Source organism: Georgenia halophila, assembly GCF_039541595.1.
The window spans coordinates 725,365-748,864 of the sequence record NZ_BAABGN010000013.1; the positions used below are offsets into that span (position 1 = coordinate 725,365).

Here is a 23,500-nt window from a genome sequence, read left to right on the forward strand (position 1 = left end):
GCCGAGAGCAGGCGTTCGAACGTCGGCTATTGGCTCATGCAGCTGCTCTCGGCGCCGGGCCGGACGGCGCGTCGTCATCGATCAGCGGCCACTCTCGGGTGAGCATGAGGCGTGCCTGACGGACATAGCGGACATTCGCACGACCTGACGCTCCCGCGCGGCGAGGCTCGCCGCACGCGGTGGATCCTCGCCGCGCTGGTGGTGCCGCTGCTGGTGGCCACCGTCGTCGGTCTGGCCGCACTCTGGCCGCGGGGCGAGACTCCCATCGGCTCGGTGCCCCTGGCCGGCACCGGCATGACGATCGAGCACGGCACCGTCACCGAGGTCATCGGCGTCGACGGTGGCGACCTCGACGGTGGCGACCTCGACGGTGGTGGCGCGCAGCCGCCCGGGGACGCGGCGCAGGACGCCGGTGGCCAGGTGCGGGTCGAGCTCAGCACCGGCGTCGGCGAGGGCCAGGTGGTCCCGGTGCAGGTCCCGCCGGAGGTGCTCGCCAACGGCATCGGCGTCGGCGACGAGATCCGCCTGATGTTCAGCGCCCAGGCCATGGGGACCGGGAGCCCGTACGTCTTCTGGGACTTCGAGCGCAAGGCTCCTATCGGGTGGCTGGCCCTCGGCTACGCCCTGGTCGTGCTCGCCGTCGCCCGGTGGCGCGGCCTGGCGGCCATGGCCGGTCTCACCGGCTCCCTGGGGATCATCGTCGCCTTCGTCATCCCGGCGATCATGCTCGGGTCGCCTCCCGTCCTGGTCACCCTCGTCGGCTGCTCCGCGATGATGTTCATGTCGCTCTACCTCGCGCACGGCATCTCCATCCGGACGACGACGGCGCTGCTCGGTACCTTCGTCGGTCTATTCATCACCGTGCTGCTCGCCACCTGGGGGACCCGGTCCGCCAACCTCACCGGTTCGAGCTCGGACTCCGCCCTGATGCTGATGTCGCAGTTCGAGAACCTGTCCCTGATGGACCTGCTGCTGTGCGGGATGGTCATCGCGGGCCTGGGTGTGCTCAACGACGTCACGATCACCCAGGCGTCGGCCGTGTGGGAGCTGCACGCCGCCGATCCCTCGACACCGAAGCGCACGCTCATGAGGCGGGGGATGCGAATTGGCCGGGACCACATCGCCTCGACCGTCTACACGCTCGCGTTCGCCTACGTCGGCACCTCCTTGCCGGTGCTCATGATGGCCGCCCTGATGGACCGCACCATGATCGACACCTTGATGGCCGCCGAGATCGCCGAGGAGATCGTCCGCACGCTGGTCGCCTCGATCGGGCTGGTCCTCGCGATCCCCGCGACGACGGGTATCGGCGTCGCGCTGGTGCGCACCTCGCGCCGCCGCTCGGACGGATCTCACACCGCCCCCGGGCTGACCGGGGAGCCCGAACCGGCGACAATGGCCCGGTGACCGCACAGACCACGACCTCCGCCTCCGCGCAGGCCGGCGCATCCGCGGAGGCCGGCGCGCCCGCGCGGGCCGAGCTGCAGATCGGGCCCGTCGGCCTGGGCAGCCCCGTCGTGCTCGCACCCATGGCCGGCGTCACCAACCCGCCGTTCCGCAAGCTGTGCCGGGAGGCCGGCATCGACGGGCTCCCGGCGGACGCCGCTCCCGCCGTCCCGGGCTCGTATGCGCCGGCGGGCCTGTACGTCACCGAGATGGTCACCTCGCGGGCGCTCGTCGAGCGCACGCCCGAGACCATGCGGATGATCACCCCGGACCCGGACGAGCCGGTCCGGTCCGTCCAGCTCTACGGCGTCGACCCGGCCACCATCGCGGCCGCGATCCGCGTCCTGGTGGCCGAGGACCGGGCCGACCACGTCGACCTCAACTTCGGCTGTCCGGTTCCCAAGGTCACCCGTCGCGGCGGGGGAGCGGCGCTGCCGTGGAAGCGCGACCTCTTCGACGCGATCGTCACCGACGCCGTCGCCGCCGCCTGGGAGGCCTCGGCGGGCCGTGACCGCGAGGTCCCGGTGACCGTGAAGATGCGCATGGGCATCGACGACGACCATCTCACCTATGTCGAGGCCGGCCGGCTGGCCGAGCGCGCCGGCGTCGCCGCCGTCGCGCTCCACGCCCGCACCGCCGCCCAGCACTACTCCGGCCAGGCGCGGTGGGAGACGATCGCCCGCCTCAAGGACGCCGTCACCTCCGTGCCGGTCCTCGGAAACGGCGACATCTGGTCCGCCGAGGACGCGCGCGAGATGATGCGCGCGACCGGTTGCGACGGCGTCGTCGTCGGCCGTGGCTGCCAGGGCCGGCCCTGGCTGTTCACCGACCTGGTCGCCGCTGCGCACGACTCGGACCGGCGGGTCACGCCCGGCCTGCGGGAGGTGGCCGCCGTCATCCGCCGCCACGCCGACCTCATGGTGGAGCACTTCGGCGAGGAAGGCCGCGCGCTGCGCGAGATGCGCAAGCACATGTCCTGGTACCTCAAGGGCTACGTGGTGGGCGGCGAGCCTCGTCGCGAGCTCGCGCTCGTCTCCAGCCTCGCCGAGCTGGACGAGCGGCTGGCCGCGCTCGACCTCGACCAGCCCTACCCGGGCGAGGGCGCGGAAGGCCCCCGGGGCCGCGCCGGCTCCCCGAAGGACCCGCACCTCCCGGACGGCTGGCTCACGACCCAGGACGTGGACGAGCGCCTGCGCGAGATGCTCGCCCACGCCGAGCTCTCCGTCTCCGGCGGCTGACACCAGCGCCCGCCGAACAAGCCCTGATGTGTCGTCCGGCGCGCCGGATGGGACATCAGGGCTTGTTCGGCGGGGGGCCGGGCCGGCGGGGGGCCGGGCCGGCGGGGGGCCGGGCCGGCGGGGGGCCGGGCCGGCGGGGGCGCGGGCCGCGCGGAGTGCCTACCGCGTAGCCCAGACCGCCGTGTCCGTCGGTACCGTTCGGCCGTCGTCACCGGACATCGGTCCGGAGGACAGCTTCACCTGCCAGCCGTCGGGCAGCTGGACCGGCTCGGACCCGAGGTTGGCCAGGACGAGGACGTCTTCGCGTCCCTCGGCGGTGTTGACGACGGCGATGACGTCGCCGTCCGACGCCAGGTCGCCGAAGGTCGGCTCCCATTGGGACGAGCCGAGCCCGAGCACGAGCTCGCGGCGCAGCCGCAGCACGGTCCGGTAGAACTCCAGCGTCGACCCCTGGACACCGGTCTGCGCGTCGACGGCGTAGGCCGACCACTCCTCGGGCTGGGGGAGCCAGGACTCGCCGGTGGGGGAGAACCCGAAGGCCGGTGCGTCCGCCTCCCACGGGATCGGGACGCGGCAGCCGTCGCGGCCCTTCTCCGCGCCGTCGGTCCGGGCGAACGTCGGGTCCTCCCGGGCGTCGTCGGGAAGAGCGGTGTGCTCGGGAAGCCCCAGCTCCTCGCCCTGGTAGATGTACGCCGACCCCGGCAACCCCAGCATCAGCAGCGAGGCCGCGCGGGCACGCCGCAGTCCCAGCTCGGCGTCCGGTTGCGGGTCCCCGATGCCGATACCGTTCGGCCCTTTGCCGGTCTCCGCCAGGCCCAGCCGCGAGGCGTGACGGACGACATCGTGGTTGGACAGCACCCACGTGGTCGGAGCGCCGACCTCGTCGTTGACCTCGTAGGACTCGGCGATGACGGTCCGCAGCCTGGGCGCGGACCACGGCGTGACGAGGAAGGAGAAGTTGAACGCCTGGTTCATCTCGTCGGAGCGCACGTACCGGGCGAGGCGCTCGAGCGGCTCCACCCACGCCTCGGCGACGAGGATCTGCTCACCCGGATGGTTCTCGAGGACGCGGCGCCACGATCGGTAGATCTCGTGCACGCCCTCCTGGTCGTACATCGGAGGGTGCCCGGGCAGCGTTCCGGGCAGCGTCGAGCCCTGGGTCTCTTCCGGGGGCGGCTCGTCCACGCCGGTGACCATGGACACGCTGCCGCTCCAGTCGGGCAGGCCCGGCTCCTTGACGAGGCCGTGGGCGACGTCGATCCGGAAGCCGTCCACGCCCCGGTCCAGCCAGAACTGGAGCACCGACTCCAGCTCGGCACGCACCTCGGGGTTCTCCCAGTTCAGGTCCGGCTGGCTCGAGTCGAAGAGGTGGAGGTACCACTGACCGTCCTCGGCCCACGCGCTGCCCGGCGCGTCCGGGCGCGCCTTGACCCGGGTCCACGCGGACCCGCCGAAGGAGGACTGCCAGTTGTTGGGCGGGTCCTCGCCGAGCTCGCCGCTGCCCTCGCGGAAGATGTAGCGCGAGCGCTCCGGGCTTCCGGGCCCGGCGGCGAGCGCCTGCTGGAACCAGACGTGCTGGTCGGAGGTGTGGTTGGGGACAAGATCGACGATCACCTTCAGGTCCAGCTCGTGAGCCCGGGCGATCATGGCGTCCGCGTCCTCGAGCGTGCCGAACCTGGGGTCGACGTCCCGGTAGTCGGAGACGTCGTAGCCGGCGTCGCGCTGGGGGGAGCGGTAGAACGGCGAGAGCCAGACGGCGTCGACCCCCAGAGCAGCGAGATGGTCCAGCCGGGACGCGATGCCACGGAGGTCGCCGACTCCGTCACCCCGGGCGTCGGCGAAGGAGCGCGGGTAGATCTGGTAGATGACCGCGTGGCGCCACCACTGGTCCTGACCCGGCCTGTGGACGTGGAGGGTCTGCTGCCGGGGGGACGTCGCTGTGCTGACTGAGTTCACTGGGTTCCTCGGGTCGGTGAGTCTTTCCTCGGTCAACCGCCAAGCGTGGCACGGCCCGACGGCGTGAGGCACCCGGACGGCGCGTCCGAGAGCCGGTTTCTGGTTCGGCGGAGTCGCTGGTCAACCCATGGCGAGCCACACCGTGGTGTCCGGCGGGAGGAGGAGCCGGTCGTCGTGGGGCGGCGGCAGCTCGTCGCTGGCGTGCAGGACCTCACGGTCGGACGGGACGACGACGCTCTCCTGGCCCAGGTTGGCCAGCACCATGAGGTCCCGGGTCAGCAGGGCCAGGGTGTCCGGGCTCGGCGCGTCGTCGATCCAGGCGAGCGGTCCGGTGCCCAGGCGGAGCTCGCTGCGCAGGCGGAGCGCATCCCGGTACTGCTCGAACGGGCTGCCGGGCGTACCGCGCTGCTCGGCGGCGACCTCGGCCACCTCACCGATGCTGCCGGCCGGATCGTCCGGGCGCGGAGTCACGCCGACGGCCTCTCCCTGATGGAGGTACACCGTGCCGGGCAGCGCCAGCATGATGAGGGTCGCCGCCCGCCGGCGGCGCCGAGAGGCGGCGTCCGCACCCAGGCCCCACGGGTCGGCACCGAGCTCGGTCAGCATCCACCCGGCGGGTGCACCCACCGCGGCGCGCTGCAGGTAGGCGTCGGAGATGGAGGCGCGCAGCTCCGCGGCGTCCCAGGCGGCGATGCCGAGGCGGTCGTCGCGCGTGACGTGCAGCCAGTGCTCGTGCAGGTGCTCCGCCAGCGCCTCGGGACGGGCGGCCGAGGCCGCGGCCGTCAGGACCACCTCCCGCTCGGCGGCGAGCGCATGCAGCGCCCGGACGTCGTCGATGGGCGCGTCGCCGTCGAGGACGCCCAGGTCGAGGCCGTCGACGCCCCGGTCGAGCCAGCTGCGGCCCCGTTCCAGCGCGACGTCGCCGGGCAGGCCGGCGAGGGAGACGATGAAACGCAGGCTGCGCTGGTGGACGCGGTGGATGAGCTTGTCCACAGTCTCGCTGACGCCCGGCTCGTCGGGGTCGGCCTCGGGCACGCGGATCTCCACCGCCGTGGCCCCCAGCCGGGCGACGTGGGAGATCTCCGCGGACATCGCCGCGAGCGACTCGATGTCCGCCGCGCCCCTGACCTGGTACACCACGGCGTGGTGCCACCAGGGCACCGGCCTGCGGCCGGCGCGGTGGATCAGCGTCGTCGTGACCTGACCCGGTGGCCTCGTCGGTTCGGCCTCGGCGGACGGCGTCGTCGTCATCACAGCCCATTGTGGCTGACGGCCGCGCGGGCGCACGTCCCCGGCGTAGTCTCCGGGTTGTGACCGCCTCCTTCGACCTCGCCGGGCGCCGGTCCGACCCGCGTGCGTCCGAGGCCTACACCGAGCGGGACACCGAGCGGTGGTGGCCGGAACCGGCGAAGAACCCCCGCCGTACCGCGTTCCAGCGTGACCGGGCCCGCGTCGTGCACTCCTCGGCGCTGCGCCGCCTGGGAGCCAAGACCCAGGTGCTCGGCCCGTCGAGCGACGACTTCGTCCGCACTCGTCTGACCCATTCGCTCGAGGTCGCCCAGGTGGGGCGCGAGCTCGGCAAGGCGCTCGGGTGCGACCCGGACGTCGTGGACACCGCGTGTCTCTCGCACGATCTCGGCCACCCGCCGTTCGGGCACAACGGAGAGCGCGCCCTGAACGAGGTGGCCGCCGGGATCGGTGGTTTCGAGGGCAACGCCCAGACGCTGCGGCTGCTCTCCCGCCTGGAGCCGAAGGCCTTCGACGACGACGGCGCCTGCGTGGGCCTCAACCTCACCCGGGCGAGCCTCGACGCGGCGACCAAGTACCCCTGGCTGCCGGGCGAGGGACCGCCGCGCGCCGACGGCCGACCGGTGAGCAAGTACGGAGTCTTCCCCGAGGACCTGGCGGTCTTCAGCTGGCTCCGTGAGGAGGCTCCCCGGGGCCGGCGGTGCCTCGAGGCCCAGGTGATGGATCTCGCGGACGACATCTCCTACTCGGTGCACGACGTCGAGGACGCCATCGTGGGCGGCAAGGTCGACCTGCCGGGGCTGCGTGCGCCGTCGGAGCAGCACCGCGTGGTCGCCCAGGCGCGTGCCTGGTACGACCCGCCGGTCTCCGACGACGCCCTGGGCCAGGCCCTCGAGCGGATCATCGCGGACCCGGTGTGGGTGCCCGGCCACGACGGTTCGCGCCGCGACCTCGCCCGGCTCAAGGACATGACGAGCCAGCTGATCGGCCGGTTCTGCGACGCGGCCGAGCGGGCGACGCGGAGCGCCGCCGGCGACGGTGCGCTGGCCCGCTACGACGCCGACCTGGTGGTCCCGGACGGGACGCTCGCCGAGATCGTGGTCCTCAAGGGCCTGGCCGCGCTCTACGTCATGGCTCCGCGGGAGTTCGAGCCGGTCTACCTCGCCCAGCGCACGATCCTGTTCGACCTCGTCGACGCGCTCGTCGCCACCGGCGAGCGGCACCTCGAGGGCCCGTTCGCGGCAGACTGGCGCGAGGCGAGTGACGAGAACGGGCGGCTGCGCGTCGTCGTCGACCAGGTGGCGTCGTTGACGGACACCTCGGCGCAGCAGTGGCACGCCCGCCTGTGCGGGATGCTGTCGGAGGTGTGGTGATGGCAGGTCTGATCCGCCGCGACGACATCGCGGCGGTCCGGGAGCGAGCCCGGATCGAAGAGGTCGTCGGCGCGTACGTGACGCTCAAGCCCGCCGGGGTGGGCTCGATGAAGGGCCTGTGCCCCTTCCACGACGAGCGCACGCCCTCCTTCCACGTCCGGCCCCAGCTTGGCCTGTGGCACTGCTTCGGCTGCGACGAGGGCGGCGACGTCATCTCGTTCGTCCAGAAGATCGACCACCTGCCGTTCGCGGAGGCCGTGGAGCACCTGGCCGGCAAGGCCGGCATGCAGCTGCGCTATGAAGGCACAGCGGAGGGTGTCCGATCGCGGCGGGAGGAGCCGGGCCGCCGGCAGCGGCTCGTCGAGGCCCACCGCGTGGCCGAGGAGTTCTACCGGGGACTGCTCGACAGCCCGGGCGCCGCGCTGGCCCGCCAGTTCCTGGCCGAACGGGGCTTCGACCGGCAGGCGGCGACGACGTTCGGCGTCGGTTTCGCTCCGGAGGGCTGGGACCACCTGCTGCGGCACCTGCGCGGCCAGGGCTTCACCGAGGCCGAGCTGATGGCGTCGGGACTGGTCTCGCAGGGCAACCGCGGGATCTACGACCGGTTCCGCGGCCGGCTGGTGTGGCCGATCCGGGACGTCACCGGTGAGACTGTCGGGTTCGGGGCGCGCCGCCTGCTCGAGGATGACCCCGGCCCGAAGTACCTCAACACCCCCGAGACACCGATCTACAAGAAGTCCCAGGTCCTCTACGGGCTGGATCTCGCCAAGCGGGCGATCGCCAAGGAGCGGCGCGTCGTCGTCGTCGAGGGCTACACCGATGTCATGGCCGCGCACCTGGCCGGGGTGGGGACCGCTGTCGCCACCTCCGGGACCTCCTTCGGACCCGACCACATCCGCATCGTCCGGCGCCTGCTCGGAGACCGGGCGGATGCTGCGGCCGGCGTCATCTTCTCCTCGGGCGCCACCCACGGCGGCGAGGTGATCTTCACCTTCGACGGCGACGCCGCCGGGCAGAAGGCGGCGCTGCGGGCCTTCGAGGAGGACCAGCGCTTCGCCTCGCAGACGTTCGTGGCCGTGCAGCCGGACGGGCTGGATCCCTGCGACCTGCGCCTGCAGCGCGGGGACGCGGCCGTACGCGAGCTCGTCGGCGCACGGCAGCCGCTGTTCGCGTTCGCCATCCGTTCCGTGCTCGCCCAGCTCGACCTGACGACGGCGGAGGGCCGGGTCGCGGCGCTGCGTTCGGCTGCGCCGGTGGTCGCCGGCATCCGTGACCGTGCTCTGCGCTGGGAGTACGCGCGTTCGCTCGCCGGCTGGCTCGGGATGGAAGAGGTCGCCGTGCGGCGCGCCGTGCAGAGCGCCGAGCGCGCGCCGCGGCCTGGCCCCTCGGACGTTGGGGGGAACGGCGCCGCCGCCGGCCGTAACGGCTACCCGTCGGGCCCGCCGGACGAGCGCCGGGCCCCGGCCGGCGGGCAGTCACGGAGCTTTCGTGAGGACCCCGTCGCGCAGCTGGAGCGGCGCGTGCTCGAGGTGGTGCTGCAGCTGCCGCAGTACGCCCTCGCCGCCGGGTTCGACGACCTTGCCCCCGACACGTTCACGGTGCCGGCCTACCGCGGCGTGCACGACGCCATCCGTGCCGCCGGCGGGACGAGGGCGTACGGCCAGCAGGTCGAGCGCCTCTCCTCGGCCGGGGGCGACGCCGCGGGCCGGGCCGCCGGATGGTGGGCGGACCAGGTGCGGGAGAACGCGGTCGGACCGGTGGCCGGTGTCATCACCGAGCTCGCCGTCGCACCGCTGCCGGAGGACCGGCCGGAGTCGCTGTCCGCCTACGCCCACGGCGTCCTCGTCGCCCTCCTGCGCATGGGCCTCACCCGCGAGATCGCCGACCTCAAGGGCACGTTGCAGCGCACCGATCCAGAGGATCCCGGGTACGCGCAGGTCTTCGCGGAGCTCATGGAGCTAGAGGGCAGGCGCCGCTCGCTCACCGTGGAGTGACGGCGCGCCGCCCCGGGTTGCGCCACGTATGCGGGATCGTGACCCTCGATAGCGACCCATGACTCGAGATGTTCTGTACCGTCGTAGCGAGAGCTGTTCGTGATCCTGGCGAACGAGCGAGGGGGAGTGGTTTTGGAACAGCGGCCGACGCCGTCGAACGTGCCCCCCCGGCGTGGGGACGATGTCGAGGAGGTCCACCACTCCGACGACCAGGTCGAGCACCGGCCCGAGGATCCCGAGACCACGCCGGAGCACGAGGGCTCGAGCCTCGAGGAGCTGCCGGACGCGCTCCACGAGGACGAGGACGAGGACGACAGAGGCGCCCACGACGGACGTGGTCGCACCGTCGCCCTGGGTACGGTGATCGTGCTCGCGGTGGTCACCGCGATCATCGTCGGAGCGCTGACGAGCGGCGACGACAACGCGGCGCCCGGGGCACCTGGGACTCCCGGGGAAGCGGTCGTCGAGGCGTCGTCCTCCGTCGTCCCGGCCGCGCCCGCGGCGGGGGCGCCGGCCGACGGTGCGGACGTGGCGCCGGCCTCCCTGGTCGTGCCGGTCAAGGACTCCGCGACGGTCGGGGACTTCGAGGTGGCGTTCGGACGGACAGACCCGGACGCCGTCGACGAGGTGGAGGACGGTGACGGGACCTATCACGACGAGCTCAGCGGCGACGATGTGCTGGTGGTCGCCACCGTCACCGTCCGGAACGTCGGAGACCGGCCCCTGGACCCCGCCGTCGACCTGCTCGCCGGCTACCTGGGTGCGGACGGCCGGGAGTACGACATGCTGCGCGGCCAGTTCTGCATGGCCGAAGACAGCCTCTACCACGTCGGCAACCTCGCACCGGGTGCGAGCGTGACCGGCACCGTCTGCCAGGGCATGCCCGCCGCGGCCGTCGACGGTGGCGTCTGGGTGCTGCGGCCGGCCGACGACTACGGCCAGGTCGTGCATTTCGCCGCTCGCTGACCGTTCGAGCGCCTGCTCGCGACGGATATCAAAGTCGATATCACAAAGGCCCGGAATCTCGTGAGATTCCGGGCCCTTCTCGCTCCCGCGACTGGACTCGAACCAGTAACCGCCCGATTAACAGTCGGGAGCTCTGCCAATTGAGCTACGCGGGATCGCGATGAAAACTCTAGCAAAGAGCGGACCCGGGACCATCGTCCGTCCGCCCTCACGGACGCTATGTGTCCAGTCCCACAGTTGAGCGTGCGCGCCGCTCGAGCTCGTTGATCTGCCGGTTCTCAGCCTCGTCGCCCCGCAGGGGCCCGGTGGCGGTGACCTGGGACAGCAACGCACCGTGCTCGTCCCGCCGGATGTAGACGTGGATGTGGGCGCCGCCGGGGGTCTCGGTGACCTCCGAGTGGACGACCGAGGACTGCACCCGTTCCCGAAGCGCCGACGTGAAGGTCGCGACGTCGTCGGTGGCGGTCCGCAGCTGGAGGGGCTCGACGCTGCCCTCCACCCAGGTCACGGTGACGGTTCGGGTGTCCCCGTCCCAACGACCCTGCTCGATCGTGTGCCACGGGTGGCGGGCGGTGACGCCGTCGGGCCCGGCGACGACGAGCGCCCCCGCGGTCGCGACGGCCCACTCGCCGTCCACGAGCTCGGCGGCGGCGAGCGGGGGCTCCCCGCCCGGCAGCTCGGAACGGATCTCGCTGGGCAGGCGGGAGGTGCGGCGGCCGAGCTTCATGGTCGTCACGGTAACGCGCGGCCGATGGGTACGCTTGACGCCGCCGTGGCAGGCCCGCGGCGCGCCCCTGTAGCTCAGCTGGTCAGAGCACCCGACTCATAATCGGTAGGTCGCGGGTTCAAGCCCCGCCGGGGGCACCGGTCCACCGTCGCGCCTACCAGTCCCGCCTGCCCGTCCCGCGCGGATCGCTCACATGCTCCGCCGGTAGGCCCAGACGGCCAGCGTGCTGAAGACCGCGAAGAAGCCTGCCGCCCACAGCAGGGTCAGGATCACCGCGTCGTCCACCGGGCCGCCGAGCAGGAGTCCGCGGCAGGCCTCGATGGCCTGGCTGACGGGGTTGACCTCGGCCCAGGACCGCAGCCAGCTGGGCATGGTCTCCAACGGCGCGACCATGTCGGTGCCGAAGACGAGCGGGAAGGGCAGCAGGAAGGCGACGGTCGTGACGAGGTTCTCGTCGCGGAGCAGCACGGCGACCAGGACGGTCAGCCAGCTCAGCGCGAAGCCGAACACGATGGCCAGCCCGACGGCGGCCAGGGCCTGCCAGGTGCCCGTCTCGACCCGGAAACCCAGCACGTACCCGAGGACGAACAGCGCCGCGGACGCGATGACGTACCGGATGGTGTCGCCGAGCACAGAACCGATGAGCGGCGCGGCACGTTCGATCGGCAGGCTGCGGAAGCGGTCGAACACACCCTTCTTCATGTCGATCACGATGCTCAACCCGGTCGACGTCTGGCCCACCAGCACGGTGGAGAGGACGAGGATGCCTGGGAAGAGGTACTGCAGGTACTCCTGGGAGGAGCCGGCAACGGCACCGCCGAAGAGGTAGACGAACAGCAGCAGGAAGAGGACGGGCAGCATCAGCGCGTCCAGCACCATGCCCGGGTTTCGTCTCGTCTTGGTCAGGCTCCGGCCGGCAAGCGCGAGACTCTGGCGCAGGCCGGCCCCTCGGCGTGGCCGCTCGTACGTGCGGGAAACGGCGGGACTGGCGGTGGTGGAAGTCATGAGGCGACGGCCTCCTCGTCGGCGTTCTCGGCATCCAGCTCGTCGGCCTCGTCCGGCTCGTTGGTGCGCTCCTGGTCGGGCTCGGTGGGCACGCCGGTCAGGGAGAGGAAGACGTCGTCCAGGCTCGGCAGGCGCAGGGCCAGCTCCACGGCGGGCACCCGCGCCGCCGCGAGCTCTTGGACGATGTGCGTGAACGTCTGGTCGTTGTCGACCGGCACGGTGAGCTGCCCACCGACGGGCTGCACGCCCCTTCGCCCGGTGACGCGGGTGAGGACGTCCGTGGCCCGGCCGAGGTCGGCGGGGTCCCGTGGTCGCACGACGGCGGTCTGCCGTCCCGCGGTCTGCTTCAGACCGGCCGGGGTGTCGTGCGCGATGACGCGCCCGTGATCGATCACGGCGATCTCGTCGGCGAGGGCGTCGGCCTCCTCGAGGTACTGCGTGGTGAGCAGGACGGTCACCCCGGACGCGGTCAGCGACCGGACCGTGTCCCACATGTCGTCCCGCTTGCGCGGGTCCAGCCCGGTGGTCGGTTCGTCGAGGAAGACCACCGACGGGTCACCGACGAGCCCGGCCGCCAGGTCCAGGCGACGGCGCATGCCGCCGGAGTAGGTCGACAGCCGCCGCTCGGCGGCGTCCAGCAGCCCGAACTGCTCGATGAGCTCGTCCGCCCGCGCCCGCGCTCGCCGGGTCGGCAGGTCCAGCAGCTTGCCGAACAGCACGAGATTCTCCCGGCCGGTGAGATCCTCGTCCACGGTCGCGCTCTGCCCGGTCAGACCGATGAGCCGCCGCACCGTCCCGGCGTCTCGGACGACGTCGTATCCCCCCACCCGGGCCGAGCCCTCGTCGGGTCTGGTCAGGGTGGGCGAGGATCCGGATCGCGGTCGACTTGCCCGCGCCGTTGGGTCCCAGGACGCCGAGGACCGTCGCGGTCCTGGCGCTCAGGTCGAGACCGTCCAGCGCGGTGGTTCGGCCGAACCGTTTGACGAGCCTCCTCGCCTCGAATGCCATGCTCATGCCGTCCCTCTCCTCGTCCGTCCCGGCCGCGCTCCGCGGCCCTGCCCTAGATCGTTGCGGGCGGGACGGTACGCGCGCGTCCGGCACGGGGACCGTCTTCGGCGTGCCGTGACCGGCGTGAAGAAGGTCCGCGGCTACGTCACCGGGAGTACTGAGGACGTACTACCCGCTTCAGCCGGCCAGGTCCCGAAGAGCGTTCGCGATGGCCCGGTGGAACGTCGGGTACGCGAACATCTGCTCCCGCAGTCGCTCGGTGGGCACCTCGGCGTGCACCGCCACGGCCAGCGCACCGAGCACCTCACCGCCCGTCGGCCCCGTGGAGGTGGCGCCGACCAGCACGCCACGGTCGGCGTCCTCGACGAGCTTGATGAGCCCTTCGTTGCCCTCCTTGTGGATCCAGCCCCGGGTGGAGGCGGCGACGTCCGCCTGACCCGTGCGCACCCGCAGGCCGGCGTCCCGCGCGGACGCCTCGGTCAGCCCGACCGCGCCGATCTCGGGGTCCGTGAACGTCACGCGCGGAACGGCGCGGTAGTCGGCGGTCGCACCGTCGCGGCCGAGGATGTCGGCGACGGCGATCCCCGCCTGGTACATCGACACGTGCGTGAACTGGCCATGGCCCGTGACGTCCCCGATCGCCCACACACCGCTCGTGGCACGCATGCGCTCGTCGACCTCGATGACGCCTGCCTCGTCGTCCAGGCCGACGGCGCCGACCCCGAGTGCCACCAGGTCGGTCCGGCGGCCCGTGGCGACGAGCAGGTGCTGCGCACGAAAGGCGTCGCCGGCGCCGGCGTCGATATGGGCGACGAACTCGGCGCCGGTGTGCTCGACCGCGCGCACGGACGCGCCCGTCCGCACGTCGATGCCCTCGGCGGCGAAGACGTCGGCGAGCAGCTGGCCGGCCTCCGGCTCGTCCTCACCGAGCAGCCGGTTGCCGGCCTCCAGCAGGGTCACCTCGCTGCCGAACCGGGCGAAGATCTGTGCGAGCTCGCAGCCCACCGGTCCGCCGCCCAGCACGATCAGGGAGGCGGGGATCTCCTGAAGTACCACGGCGTCCCGGTTGGTCCAATATGGGGTGTCGGCGAGCCCGTCGATCGGCGGCACGGCCGGCTCGGTGCCCGGATTGAGCACGATGCCACGTTCGGCGCGCAGCACCAGCTCGCCGTCCGTCGTCGACACGGTCACCTCACCGGGGGCGGAGATCTCCGCCCGGCCGCGGACGAACCGGCCGCCGGTCTGCTCGAACCGCTCGACGGCGGCGGTGTCGTCCCAGTCGTCGGTGGCCTCGTCCCGGATACGGGCTGCGACCGGATGCCAGTGCGGGTGCACCTCGGACCGGCCGGCCAGCTCGCCGACCCGCCTGCCCTCGGTCAGCACGTCCGCCGCCCGCACCATCATCTTGGTGGGCACGCAGGCGTAGTAGGGGCACTCACCGCCGACCAGCCGTGACTCGACGCCGACCACGGAGAGCCCTGCCTCCGCGAGCCGGGCCGCGGCGTCCTCACCGCCCGGGCCCATGCCGATCACCACGATGTCCACGGTCTCTGTCATGGCACTGCCCTCCCGAACGGCGTCAGGAGCGAGCGGACCACAATTCGGCGCCGACGTCGAGCGGGAGCCGTTCGAGCACCTGCGCCGCGGCCCGGTCTGCGCCGGCGAGCAACGGGGACGGTACGCCCGGTGCGGCCCCGATCGCCGAGCCGGGCTGGACGTCGCCGGCCGGGACCCGAGGACGATCACGCGGGGGTCCTCGTGCCCGGCGGCGTCGACGAGCGTGAAGGAGTCCGCCGCGACGTCCAGGGAACGGGTGAGCGCGGGACCGGACGCGGAGGGCCGCGCGTGCAGCCGGGCGCGGCCCGTGTCGAGCAGCCCGCGAAGCAGCGGGTCGTCCGTGACGTCCGCGTGGCCCTGGGACATGCGCGTCTCGACGAACGCGCGCGTGCGGCGCGCCGGGGCCCGCACAGCGGAGCGGCCGACGAAGCGGCCGTCCGCCACGCCGACCTGCATGCCCTCCCCGAGGAGCTCCACGACGCCGGCGCCGACGAGCGCCAGCAGCTCGGCGGTGCGCTCCGGCGGCGGACCGGAGGCGAGCACGAGACCCAGCGGCTCGAACCAGCCGGTGAGGTCGCGCACGATCGAGGCGCCGTCGATCGCGCCGGCCCCGGCGAGCCGCGCGACCTCGAGGCGCAGGACCGCCATGGCCCGGTTGACCATCGCGCGGGGGCTGGCGTCCGGGCGGGTGATCGACTCCAGCTCGAGCGTCCGCCACCGCTGGACCCACACCGCCCACTCGTGCTCGTCGGGGGCGACGACGCCGGGCCGGTCGAGACGCTCGAGCCAGATGCGCCGAGTGGGTTCGACGACCACGTCCGCGACGAGACCGTCGAGGTCCTCCACGGCGGCTGCGGCGACACGGGCGGTCACCTTGTCGCGGCCGACGGCCACCGTGCCCGGGTGGTGCTTCACCAGGGTGAGCAGGTGGGCGAGGACGAGCTCACGGGCGATCTGCGGCCAGATGTCGCGGCGGAAGTCCTGGCCGGGCACCGGCGCCCGGTCGCGGAACCAGTCCGTGGTGGCCGACCGGTTTTCGCGTACCGGTCCGTCTCACGGGCCGGTACGTCCGCGGGACGGTGGTCCCGGGCCCTGCGCCGGTCCTGCCTCCTCTGCGCCCCGCGTCTGCACGGCCGGCGGGGCGGGGTTAGGTTCGATGACGTGACCAGCGCCTTTCGTGACCCGACCTATCCGCGACGCGTGCACGTGCGGGACCTGCTGTGGTTCGTCGGCGCCTTCGCACTCTCCGCCGCCGTCGGCTTCGGCGCGTCCTTCGCCGCGGGCACCGTCCTGGAGCCCGAGGTGTTCGTCGGGTACTTCCTGCCGGTGATGGCGGTCCTGACCAGCGCCGGGATGTGGCTCGCGGCCCGTCGCCGGGGATGGACGTGGCGGGACCTCGGGCTGGTTCGTGGCCGCCGCTCGCCCTGGAACCTGCTCTGGCAGGTGCCGCTGGGGTGGCTCGCGGCCGTCATCCCCGCGGCCGCCGTGGTCGGTGCCCTGGACATGGGGCCGGCCTCGACGCAGTCCGAGGCGATCGCGACCGCGGCGACGCGTGTCCGCCCGGCGTCCGTGGTGCTCACCCTCCTCGCGGTGGCCGTCGTCTTCCCGCTACTGGAGGAGATCCTCTTCCGGCGGATCCTGCTCGGCTGGATCGAAGGACGAGCCGGCTGGGTCGTCGGCATCATCGGCTCTGCGATCTGCTTCGGGCTGGCGCACGTCGTCCCTGCGGCCATGATCGTGGTCGGGGCGATCGGTTTGGTCACCGCGATCCTCGTGCGATGGAACCGGTCCCTGTGGGCGAGCGTGGCGCTGCACGCCGCGAACAACCTCATGATCATGCTCGTGCTCCTGGCGGGTCTGCGGTGAGCCCGGCGGGTCTGCGGTGAGCAGGGCCGTACGACACCTCCGTCGGGTCGTGGTCCTGCCGGTGGTGGCGGCCCTGGCGCTCGCCGGGTGCTCGCTCTCGGGCGGCGACGCACCCGCGAGGCCGCCGTCGCCGTCGCCGCCGGCGACCCACCAGGGGACCATCCGCCTCGCGGCCGTCGGAGACTCCATCACCGAGGCCGACAGCCCCGACTTCGCGGCTGGCCAGCTGGGCGCGGAGTCTTGGGTGAGCTACGTCGTCGGTGACCACGTCACCCTGGTCGGCGGCTGGGCCCAGTGGGGCTCGACGACGGCGCAGATGGCAGCCGCCGTCGAGCCGGTGGATGCGGACGTCCTCGTGATCATGGCGGGCACGAACGACGTCGGGCCCGGCGAGGGCCACGAACCCACCGTCGCGAACATCCGTGACATCGCCGACACCGTCGGCGCGCCGGAGGTGGTCCTCTCGGCCGTCCCGCCGATCGACCGGGCGCCCGAGCTCGCGACCGGCCTCAACACCGCGCTCGAGGACCTCGCCGCGGACGCGGGCTGGCACTGGGTCGCGACTCCCGCGGCGCTTCGCGAGGGGGAGCGGTTCGCCGACGGGATGAGCTCCGACGGGGTCCATCCCACCCGGCGCGGGGCCGAGGTGCTCGGCGGGCGCATCCGCGCGGCGGTGCTCGAGGCGGCCGGTGGCTGAGGACGGTTTATCAGCCGTCGTCCGGCCGTGCCACGATGTGGCCCATGGCGATGCGTGAGATCCGTACCGTGGGCGACCCCGTGCTGCGCACCCCGTGCGAGCCGGTCGAGAACATCGACGCTCGGGTCCGTTCCCTCGTGGAGGACCTGTTGGAGACGGTCGACGAGGAGGGGCGCGCGGGCCTGGCCGCCAACCAGATCGGCGTCGGCCTGCGGGCGTTCTCGTGGAACATCGACGACGAGGTCGGCTACGTCCTCAACCCGCGCATCGTCGCGCTCTCGGAGGACGAGTACCAGGACGGCGACGAGGGCTGCCTCTCGGTGCCCGGCCTGTGGTTCCCGACGCGGCGGGCCTGGTACACCCGGGTCGAGGGCATCGACCTCGACGGCAGGCCCGTCGTCGTCGAGGGCGAGGAGCTCATGGCGCGATGCCTGCAGCACGAGTGCGACCACCTCGACGGCATGCTCTACCTCGACCGCCTGGAGAAGGGCGTGCGCAAGCAGGCCATGAAGGCAGTCCGCGAGCAGCTGTAGGCGTTGCCGCTCGGGCCGCCGCGCGCGGCAGGGGCTGGCGCGGCGCCGGAATGTCGGGCATAGTGGGGGACAGTTCGCCGCGCGAACGTGTCACGCCTGGTCAGGGCTGAGGTCGTAGGGGAAGACGTACCTCGAACCGGACCAGGAGGAGTAGACATGAATGGTGCCTTCACCCGCGGCGTCATTTTCGTGCACTCTGCGCCCCGTGCACTATGCCCGCACATCGAGTGGGCGGCGGGGACGGTGCTCGACGCCCGCGTGGGCCTCGAGTGGACGCCGCAGGGAGCCGCGCCCGGCATGTTCCGCTCCGAGCACTCCTGGGTGGGCCCGGTCGGCACCGGCGCGCGCCTGGCCTCGGCCCTGCGCGGCTGGACCCACCTGCGCTACGAGATCACCGAGGATCCGAGCCCCGGGTGCGACGGCGGACGCTGGTCGCACACCCCTGAGCTCGGCATCTTCCACGCCCAGACGGACGCGCACGGCAACGTCGTCGTCCCGGAGGACCGGGTTCGTGCCGCGCTCGAGCACGGCGCCGACCCGCTCAAGATGCGCCAGGAGCTCGATCTGGCCCTCGGGCAGGCTTGGGACGACGAGCTGGAGCCGTTCCGCTACGCCGGCGCCGGCGCGCCGGTCCGCTGGCTCCACCGCGTCGGCTGACGAGCAGCCGCGCCGCACCCACGCACGGTCGGCACGAGCACGAGCAACGGCGGGGATCCCGCAGGACAACCCTGCTGGGCCCCCGCCGTTGTCGCGTGTCGGGGCTCGTGCGTGTCGGGCTTCGTGCGTGTCGGGGCTCGTGCGTGTCAGGAGCCGCCGAGCTCAGGCGGACAGCTGTTCCCACCGTCGAGGTGCACCTGTCGGACGTACTCCTGCGCTCGCGCCCTGCCGAGGTTCCAGGCGAGGAGGTCGTCCGGGTTCCGGTCGCCGGCGTCCCAGCTCGCGGCGTCCCAGCTCGCGACGCAGCCGACGAGGTCCGTGGGCAGGCCCTCGACGATGGCGGGTGTCGCGTCGTCGCTGAGGCTCGAGAGGTAGCGCAGGTCCAGGTCGCCGGTCTCCTCGTACCGCTCGATGTTCTGCTCGGCCACCCACCCCTCCGGGTTGGCCAGCCCGATCACCAGCAGGAACACGGTGCCCGAGAGCAGCGCGGCACGGGGCAGCCACCAGCCCGTCAGCCGGACACCGGCGACCATGACCAGCACGACGATCAGCCCCAGCCACAGCTCGAAGGCGTCCACCAGGACGCGCAGCACGGTGAACCCGTACGCCTCCTGGTAGACGGCCATCCGGTACAGGGCCGAGGCCACGACGATCAGCGTGAGCAGGCAGAGCACGCCGAGCGTGACGCGCAGCAGCAGCCGGTCCCGCTCGCCGGCGCGCGGCGCCTTCCGGACCACGACGGCGACGGTCGCCAGGGTGAGCGCCGTCGCTAACGTGAGCTGGCCGAAGCCCTGATGGACGTACTCGGCATAGGTCAGCCCGGTGACGGCCTCGAGGTACTCGTGACCACCCCACATGGCCGTCGCCTGGGCGGCGACGAAACCGGCGAAGACAGCGACGACCAGCCCGACCGGGACCAGCCACTCCCACGCACGGGTCACCGGCGAGGGCACCGGCAGCGCCAGCCGCTCGGTCTGCGGCGGGTTGAGCGCCACGTAGCAGCCGGTCAGCACGAGGCCCCACACGAGGACGAGCACGAACGTCCGGAACGTCAGGTTGTCCCAGTCGACGTCCGGGACGAGCCCGGCGACCCAGGTGCCGAAGATGGCGTCGCCGGAGGCGAACAGGCCGCCGAAGACGACGAGCGCGACCAGCGAGAGGACCGCGGTACGCAGGACCGGCCACAGCAGCCGGTGCCGCGTCGTCGCGTTGAGCGTGCGGCCGAGGAGCGGCAGCCCGCGGACAGCCGCGAGCACCCAGGCGGCGGGGCCGGCGAGGACGGGCAGGAAACGGCGGGCATCGGTCAGGGCGGTCGTGACGAGCACGGCGACGACCAGCAGGGCCAGCACCGAGAGCCAGTCGGCGTCGCGCAGGACGACGAAGGAGCCCAGACCCAGGCACAGCGCCGTGGTGAGGACGGTCCAGGGCCGGGTCAGCCGAGCAGAGTGCCGTAGCACGAGGGCGCCGCCCAGCAGCAGGACCAGCAGCACGCCGACACCGATGTCCCGGAACGGCAGTGTGAGCGCCGCCACCACACCGATCGCGGTCGAGCCGAGCAGCGCGACCGGAGCGGTCGCCGGCCCACGGTCGGGCCACACGTCCCGGAAGAGCGTGTCGACGATGCCTCGGCCGTCGGCGGTCTCGGTGACGGCTTCGGCGTACGGGGAGACCTCCTCCTCGCGCTGAGAGACCTCGGCGGAGGCGAGCTGAGGCGTCTCGGCGTGCTGGCTCTTCGCCGCCGCGGTGGGCTCCGCCAGGTCGGTCTCCGCCGCAGCGGGCTCCGCCAGGTCGGTCTCCGCCGCACCGGTCTCGGAGGGCCCTTGCGGCGAGACGGGCCGGCGCGGCAGGACGGCTCGGACGCGCGCGCCGCTGCCGTCGACAGGCGCCAGTGCGGCGATCGAGCCACCGTGCAGCTCGCACACCCACGCGGCGATGGCGAGCCCGAGGCCGGTGCCGCCGCCACCGCCGTCGTCCGCGGTGCCGAAACGGAACACGTGCTCCTCCTGGCCGGCGGGGATCCCGGGGCCCGAGTCGGAGACCTCGAGGAACCACCTGTCCGCGCCCTCGACGCCGGCGCGGACAGTGACCGTGCCGTCCGCCGGGGAGTGCCGTGCCGCGTTGTCGAGGAGGTTCGCCGCCACCTGAGCGAGCCGGGCCGCGTCGGCGTCCACCACGAGGCCGGCCGGGTCGACGACGACCTCATAGCGGACAGGACGGCCGCCGACACCCGCCTCGGCCACGGATCGGTCGAGCAGCTCCGCCACCTCGACCCGCCCGACGTCGAGCGGGGCGGCCCCGGCGTCGATCCGCGCGAGGTCGAGAAGGTCGCCGACCAGCTCGCTGAGGCGTTCGGACTGGCCGAGGGCCGACTGCAGCGCCTCGTCGTCGGGCCGGACGACGCCGTCGACCAGGTTCTCCAGCAGGGCCCGCTGAGCGGCCAGCGGGGTCCGGAGCTCGTGGGAGACCGTGGCGACGAGCCTGCGGCGCTGCTGGTCCGCCGTCGCCAGGTCCACGGCCATCGTGTTGAAGGCCTGGCCGAGCCGTCCGACCTCGTCGGCCGAGGTGTCGGTCACTCGCTGGGAGTAGTCGCCGGTCGCCATCCGGGCGGCCGCGTCCGTCATCTCCCGCAGCGGCGCGGTCATCCCGCGGGCCAGCCACTGGGTGACGGCCAGCGCGGCGGCGACTGTCACCGGGACGGTAAGCCAGGCCGGCACGTCAGCCCGGTTCCCGATCTCGGCGACCAGCGCAGCCACCACCACGGACAGGCCCACGAGCAGGCCGATCTTGATCTTGATGGACCCGACCCGGTCGAGCGGCCGGTCGGTCGGCCGGTGCTCCACGGCTCAGCCCTGCAGGGCGTAGCCGACGCCGTGCACGGTCCGGACGCGCTCCGCGCCGACCTTCGCCCGCAGCGCCTTGACGTGGGTGTCCAGGGTCCGCGTGCCGTGGGCGTCCGACCAGCCCCACACCTCGCGCATCAGGTCCTCGCGGCTGCGGACGGTCCCGGGGTCGGCGGCGAGGGTGAGGAGCAGGTCGAACTCCAGCGGCGTGAGGTGCACCTCGGCGCCGTCGACGTGCACCCGGCGGGTGGCGCCGTCGATCGTCAACGAGCCGATCACCATCTGCCCCGCGCCGTCGTCGGCAAGCTCCCTGGCGCGTTCCACCCGGCGCAGCAGCGCCCGGACCCGCGCGACCACCTCACGCATCCGGAACGGCTTCGTGACGTAGTCGTCGGCGCCGACGCCGAGGCCGACGAGCACGTCGGTCTCCTCCGTCCGGGCGGTGAGCATCAGGACCGGTACGGGGCGGTCCGCCTGGATGCGGCGGCACACCTCGACGCCGTCGAAGCCGGGGAGCATGACGTCGAGGACCACCAGGTCGGGGCGGTGGTCGGCGAAGGCCGCGACGGCACCGGGCCCGTCGTACGCCTGGTGAACGACGAAGCCCTCGGCGACGAGCCGGTCGGTCAGGGCTTGGTTGATCGTCGGGTCGTCCTCGACGACCAGCAGCCGCGCGTCAGGTTCGCTCATGGGAACGAGCCTAGGAGCGCGCACCTGACCGTCCGGCGCCGGGCGTGTGAGCGTCCTGTGAAGATCTCGGCGCGTGCGGTCCCCACGCGGACAGGACGGACCTAGGCCGAGGTGACCAGCAGGGCCACGTTGTGCCCGCCGAACCCGAAGGCGTTGTTCACCGCGGCGATCTGCCCGGCCGGGAGCTCGCGGGGCTCGTCACGGACGAGGTCGATGGTGAGGCCCTCCTGCAGGTTCACCACGTTGATGGTGGGCGGAGCGAGGTGCTCGCGCACCGCGAGGATCGTCAGCACGGTCTCGAGCGCGCCGGCCCCACCGAGCAGGTGCCCGGTCATGGACTTCGTCGCGGACACGGCGGTGTCGTCGCCGAGGACCCGACCGATGGCGTCCGCCTCCACCCCGTCGCCGGCGGGGGTGGAGGTGGCGTGCGCGTTGACGTGCACGACGTCGTCACCGGACATGTCGGCGTCCGCCAGCGCGATGCGCATCGCCGACTCCTGACCGGCGCCGGAGGGGTCCGGAGGGGCGACGTCGTAGGCGTCGGCGGTCATGCCCATCCCGGACACGACGGCGTGGACCTTGGCACCGCGGGCGGCGGCGTGCTCGGCGGACTCGAGCACGATGATCCCGGCCCCCTCGCCCATGACGAAGCCGTCACGTTCGGCGTCGTACGGGCGCGACGCGCCCTCGGGGTCGTCGTTCCTGGTGGACAGGGCCTGCATCTTCGCGAACGCCGCGAGCGGCAGCGGGTGGATGGCTGCCTCGGTCCCACCGGCGATGACGACGTCGGCGCGGCCGTTGCGGATCATGTCGATGCCGTAGCCGATCGCCTCGGCGCCTGAGGCGCAGGCCGAGATGGGGGCGTGCGCACCGGCCTTGGCGCCGTAGCGGACGGAGACGTTGGCCGCGGGGGAGTTGGCCATGAGCATCGGCACGGTCAGCGGCATGACCCGCCGCGCGCCCTTCTCCTTGACGGTGTCCCAGGCGTCGAGGATGGTCCACACGCCGCCGATGCCGGAGCCGACGACGGTACCGAGCCGGTCGCCGTCGACCTCGGGGGAGCCGGCGTCGGCCCACGCCTCCGCGGCGGCGATGACGGCGTACTGGGCGGACGGGTCGAGCTTACGGGTCTCGGGGCGGCTCAGGACGGTGTCCGGCGGCACGGCGATCGTGCCGGCGAAGTTGACCGGGATGCCGTACTCCTCGGCCCAGTCGTTGTCGAGCGTGCTCACGCCGGACGTGCCGGCGAGGATCTGCTGCCAGGTCGAGGCCACGTCCCCGCCGAGCGGATTCGTCGTGCCCAGGCCGGTGACGACGACGGTGCGCTGTGACATCGAGGGCTCCTGGGGTTTGTCTCGGGTCGTCCCGGGTGGGAGCGACGGCTTGCTGGTGGCGGGGCCGGCTCGGGGCGCACCTGTGCGGTGCGCCCCGAGACCTCAGCCCTGCGCCTTGTTGATGTAGTCGACGGCGTCCTGGACGGTACGCAGGTTCCCGACCTCCTCGTCGGGGATGCGCACGTCGAACTTCTCCTCGGCGAGGGTGGCGATGGTCATCATCGACAGCGAGTCCACGTCGAGGTCGTCGGTGAACGACTTCTGGGGCGTCACCGAGTCGGCGGGCAGCCCGGTCTCCTCGTTCACGATCTCGGCCAGTCCGGCAAGGATCTCCTGCTCGCTGTGAGCCATGTGGTTGTCTCCGT

Annotated in this window: 18 protein-coding genes, 2 tRNA genes and 1 pseudogene; 10 read left to right on the forward strand and 11 right to left on the reverse strand. The window is 72.8% G+C overall.

What is annotated here, in order from left to right; translation table 11 throughout:
* Positions 1 to 111: 111 nt before the first annotated feature.
* Both ABD907_RS19420 and dusB read left to right on the forward strand, forming a co-directional pair.
* A complete protein-coding gene (locus tag ABD907_RS19420) occupies positions 112 to 1,407 on the forward strand; it encodes a YibE/F family protein (RefSeq protein ID WP_345218627.1) in 1,296 nt (431 codons plus the stop codon).
* Positions 1,404 to 2,684 (forward strand): tRNA dihydrouridine synthase DusB, encoded by a 1,281-nt coding sequence (gene dusB / locus ABD907_RS19425; RefSeq protein WP_425555793.1) that lies wholly within the window; start codon positions 1,404 to 1,406, stop codon positions 2,682 to 2,684. Before ABD907_RS19420 ends, dusB begins: the two co-directional genes overlap by 4 nt.
* A gap of 159 nt (positions 2,685 to 2,843) precedes the next feature.
* On the opposite strand, the gene ABD907_RS19430 is transcribed toward dusB, so the two are convergent.
* Positions 2,844 to 4,640 carry a glycoside hydrolase family 13 protein gene (locus tag ABD907_RS19430; protein ID WP_345218628.1) on the reverse strand — a complete coding sequence of 599 codons (1,797 nt, stop codon included), beginning with the start codon at positions 4,638 to 4,640 and terminating at the stop codon, positions 2,844 to 2,846.
* Between the two features lie 120 nt (positions 4,641 to 4,760).
* Complete coding sequence (locus ABD907_RS19435) at positions 4,761 to 5,891, reverse strand: alpha-amylase family protein (RefSeq protein ID WP_345218630.1); 1,131 nt, start codon at positions 5,889 to 5,891, stop codon at positions 4,761 to 4,763.
* 59 nt (positions 5,892 to 5,950) lie between these two features.
* Here ABD907_RS19435 and ABD907_RS19440 point away from each other — a divergent pair, with 59 nt between their 5' ends.
* From ABD907_RS19440 to ABD907_RS19450, 3 genes are all read left to right on the forward strand, one after another.
* Positions 5,951 to 7,261, forward strand: a complete 1,311-nt coding sequence (locus tag ABD907_RS19440; RefSeq protein ID WP_345218632.1) for a deoxyguanosinetriphosphate triphosphohydrolase — start codon at positions 5,951 to 5,953, stop codon at positions 7,259 to 7,261.
* Entirely contained in the window at positions 7,261 to 9,255 is a 1,995-nt protein-coding gene (dnaG, locus tag ABD907_RS19445) for a DNA primase (protein WP_345218634.1), read from the forward strand. The genes ABD907_RS19440 and dnaG overlap by 1 nt, the downstream gene beginning before the upstream one ends.
* A gap of 159 nt (positions 9,256 to 9,414) precedes the next feature.
* The gene (locus ABD907_RS19450) at positions 9,415 to 10,221 is read left to right on the forward strand and encodes a DUF4352 domain-containing protein (RefSeq protein ID WP_345218635.1); all 807 of its coding nucleotides are present in this window, start codon (positions 9,415 to 9,417) and stop codon (positions 10,219 to 10,221) included.
* 82 nt (positions 10,222 to 10,303) lie between these two features.
* On the opposite strand, the gene ABD907_RS19455 is transcribed toward ABD907_RS19450, so the two are convergent.
* A tRNA-Asn gene (locus tag ABD907_RS19455) sits at positions 10,304 to 10,376 on the reverse strand.
* A 62-nt stretch (positions 10,377 to 10,438) separates the two neighbouring features.
* A complete protein-coding gene (locus ABD907_RS19460) occupies positions 10,439 to 10,948 on the reverse strand; it encodes a hypothetical protein (RefSeq protein WP_345218637.1) in 510 nt (169 codons plus the stop codon).
* Between the two features lie 63 nt (positions 10,949 to 11,011).
* Between ABD907_RS19460 and ABD907_RS19465 the strand changes: the two genes are divergently transcribed.
* Positions 11,012 to 11,085 (forward strand) — tRNA-Ile (locus ABD907_RS19465).
* A gap of 52 nt (positions 11,086 to 11,137) precedes the next feature.
* On the opposite strand, the gene ABD907_RS19470 is transcribed toward ABD907_RS19465, so the two are convergent.
* The 3 genes and pseudogenes from ABD907_RS19470 to ABD907_RS21320 form a co-directional block, all read right to left on the reverse strand.
* Positions 11,138 to 11,953 (reverse strand): ABC transporter permease, encoded by an 816-nt coding sequence (locus ABD907_RS19470; RefSeq protein ID WP_345218639.1) that lies wholly within the window; start codon positions 11,951 to 11,953, stop codon positions 11,138 to 11,140.
* Positions 11,950 to 12,967, reverse strand: a pseudogene (locus ABD907_RS19475) (ATP-binding cassette domain-containing protein). The gene ABD907_RS19470 and the pseudogene ABD907_RS19475 overlap by 4 nt, the downstream one beginning before the upstream one ends.
* A gap of 171 nt (positions 12,968 to 13,138) precedes the next feature.
* Positions 13,139 to 14,518 carry a dihydrolipoyl dehydrogenase family protein gene (locus ABD907_RS21320; protein WP_486334141.1) on the reverse strand — a complete coding sequence of 460 codons (1,380 nt, stop codon included), beginning with the start codon at positions 14,516 to 14,518 and terminating at the stop codon, positions 13,139 to 13,141.
* A 1,161-nt stretch (positions 14,519 to 15,679) separates the two neighbouring features.
* On the opposite strand from ABD907_RS21320, the gene ABD907_RS19485 reads away from it, so the two are divergent.
* The 4 genes from ABD907_RS19485 to ABD907_RS19500 all read left to right on the forward strand — a co-directional run bounded on the left by ABD907_RS19485 (position 15,680) and on the right by ABD907_RS19500 (position 18,271).
* Positions 15,680 to 16,384, forward strand: a complete 705-nt coding sequence (locus ABD907_RS19485; RefSeq protein WP_345218645.1) for a CPBP family intramembrane glutamic endopeptidase — start codon at positions 15,680 to 15,682, stop codon at positions 16,382 to 16,384.
* A 49-nt stretch (positions 16,385 to 16,433) separates the two neighbouring features.
* Positions 16,434 to 17,081, forward strand: a complete 648-nt coding sequence (locus ABD907_RS19490; RefSeq protein ID WP_345218648.1) for an SGNH/GDSL hydrolase family protein — start codon at positions 16,434 to 16,436, stop codon at positions 17,079 to 17,081.
* A 44-nt stretch (positions 17,082 to 17,125) separates the two neighbouring features.
* Positions 17,126 to 17,614 carry a peptide deformylase gene (gene def / locus ABD907_RS19495; protein ID WP_345218650.1) on the forward strand — a complete coding sequence of 163 codons (489 nt, stop codon included), beginning with the start codon at positions 17,126 to 17,128 and terminating at the stop codon, positions 17,612 to 17,614.
* A 156-nt stretch (positions 17,615 to 17,770) separates the two neighbouring features.
* Positions 17,771 to 18,271 (forward strand): DUF3145 domain-containing protein, encoded by a 501-nt coding sequence (locus ABD907_RS19500; protein ID WP_345218651.1) that lies wholly within the window; start codon positions 17,771 to 17,773, stop codon positions 18,269 to 18,271.
* A 146-nt stretch (positions 18,272 to 18,417) separates the two neighbouring features.
* Here the strand turns inward: ABD907_RS19500 and ABD907_RS19505 are convergent, their stop codons facing one another.
* The 4 genes from ABD907_RS19505 to ABD907_RS19520 form a co-directional block, all read right to left on the reverse strand.
* Positions 18,418 to 21,111 (reverse strand): DUF4153 domain-containing protein, encoded by a 2,694-nt coding sequence (locus tag ABD907_RS19505; protein ID WP_345218653.1) that lies wholly within the window; start codon positions 21,109 to 21,111, stop codon positions 18,418 to 18,420.
* Positions 21,112 to 21,114: 3 nt separating this feature from the next.
* On the reverse strand, positions 21,115 to 21,801 hold the full coding sequence (locus ABD907_RS19510) for a response regulator (protein WP_345218654.1): 687 nt from the start codon (positions 21,799 to 21,801) through the stop codon (positions 21,115 to 21,117).
* A gap of 101 nt (positions 21,802 to 21,902) precedes the next feature.
* Positions 21,903 to 23,135: a beta-ketoacyl-[acyl-carrier-protein] synthase family protein gene (locus tag ABD907_RS19515; protein WP_345218655.1), complete on the reverse strand. Its 1,233-nt coding sequence runs from the start codon at positions 23,133 to 23,135 to the stop codon at positions 21,903 to 21,905.
* A 102-nt stretch (positions 23,136 to 23,237) separates the two neighbouring features.
* A complete protein-coding gene (locus tag ABD907_RS19520; protein WP_345218657.1) occupies positions 23,238 to 23,486 on the reverse strand; it encodes an acyl carrier protein in 249 nt (82 codons plus the stop codon).
* Between the last annotated feature and the right edge of the window lie 14 nt (positions 23,487 to 23,500).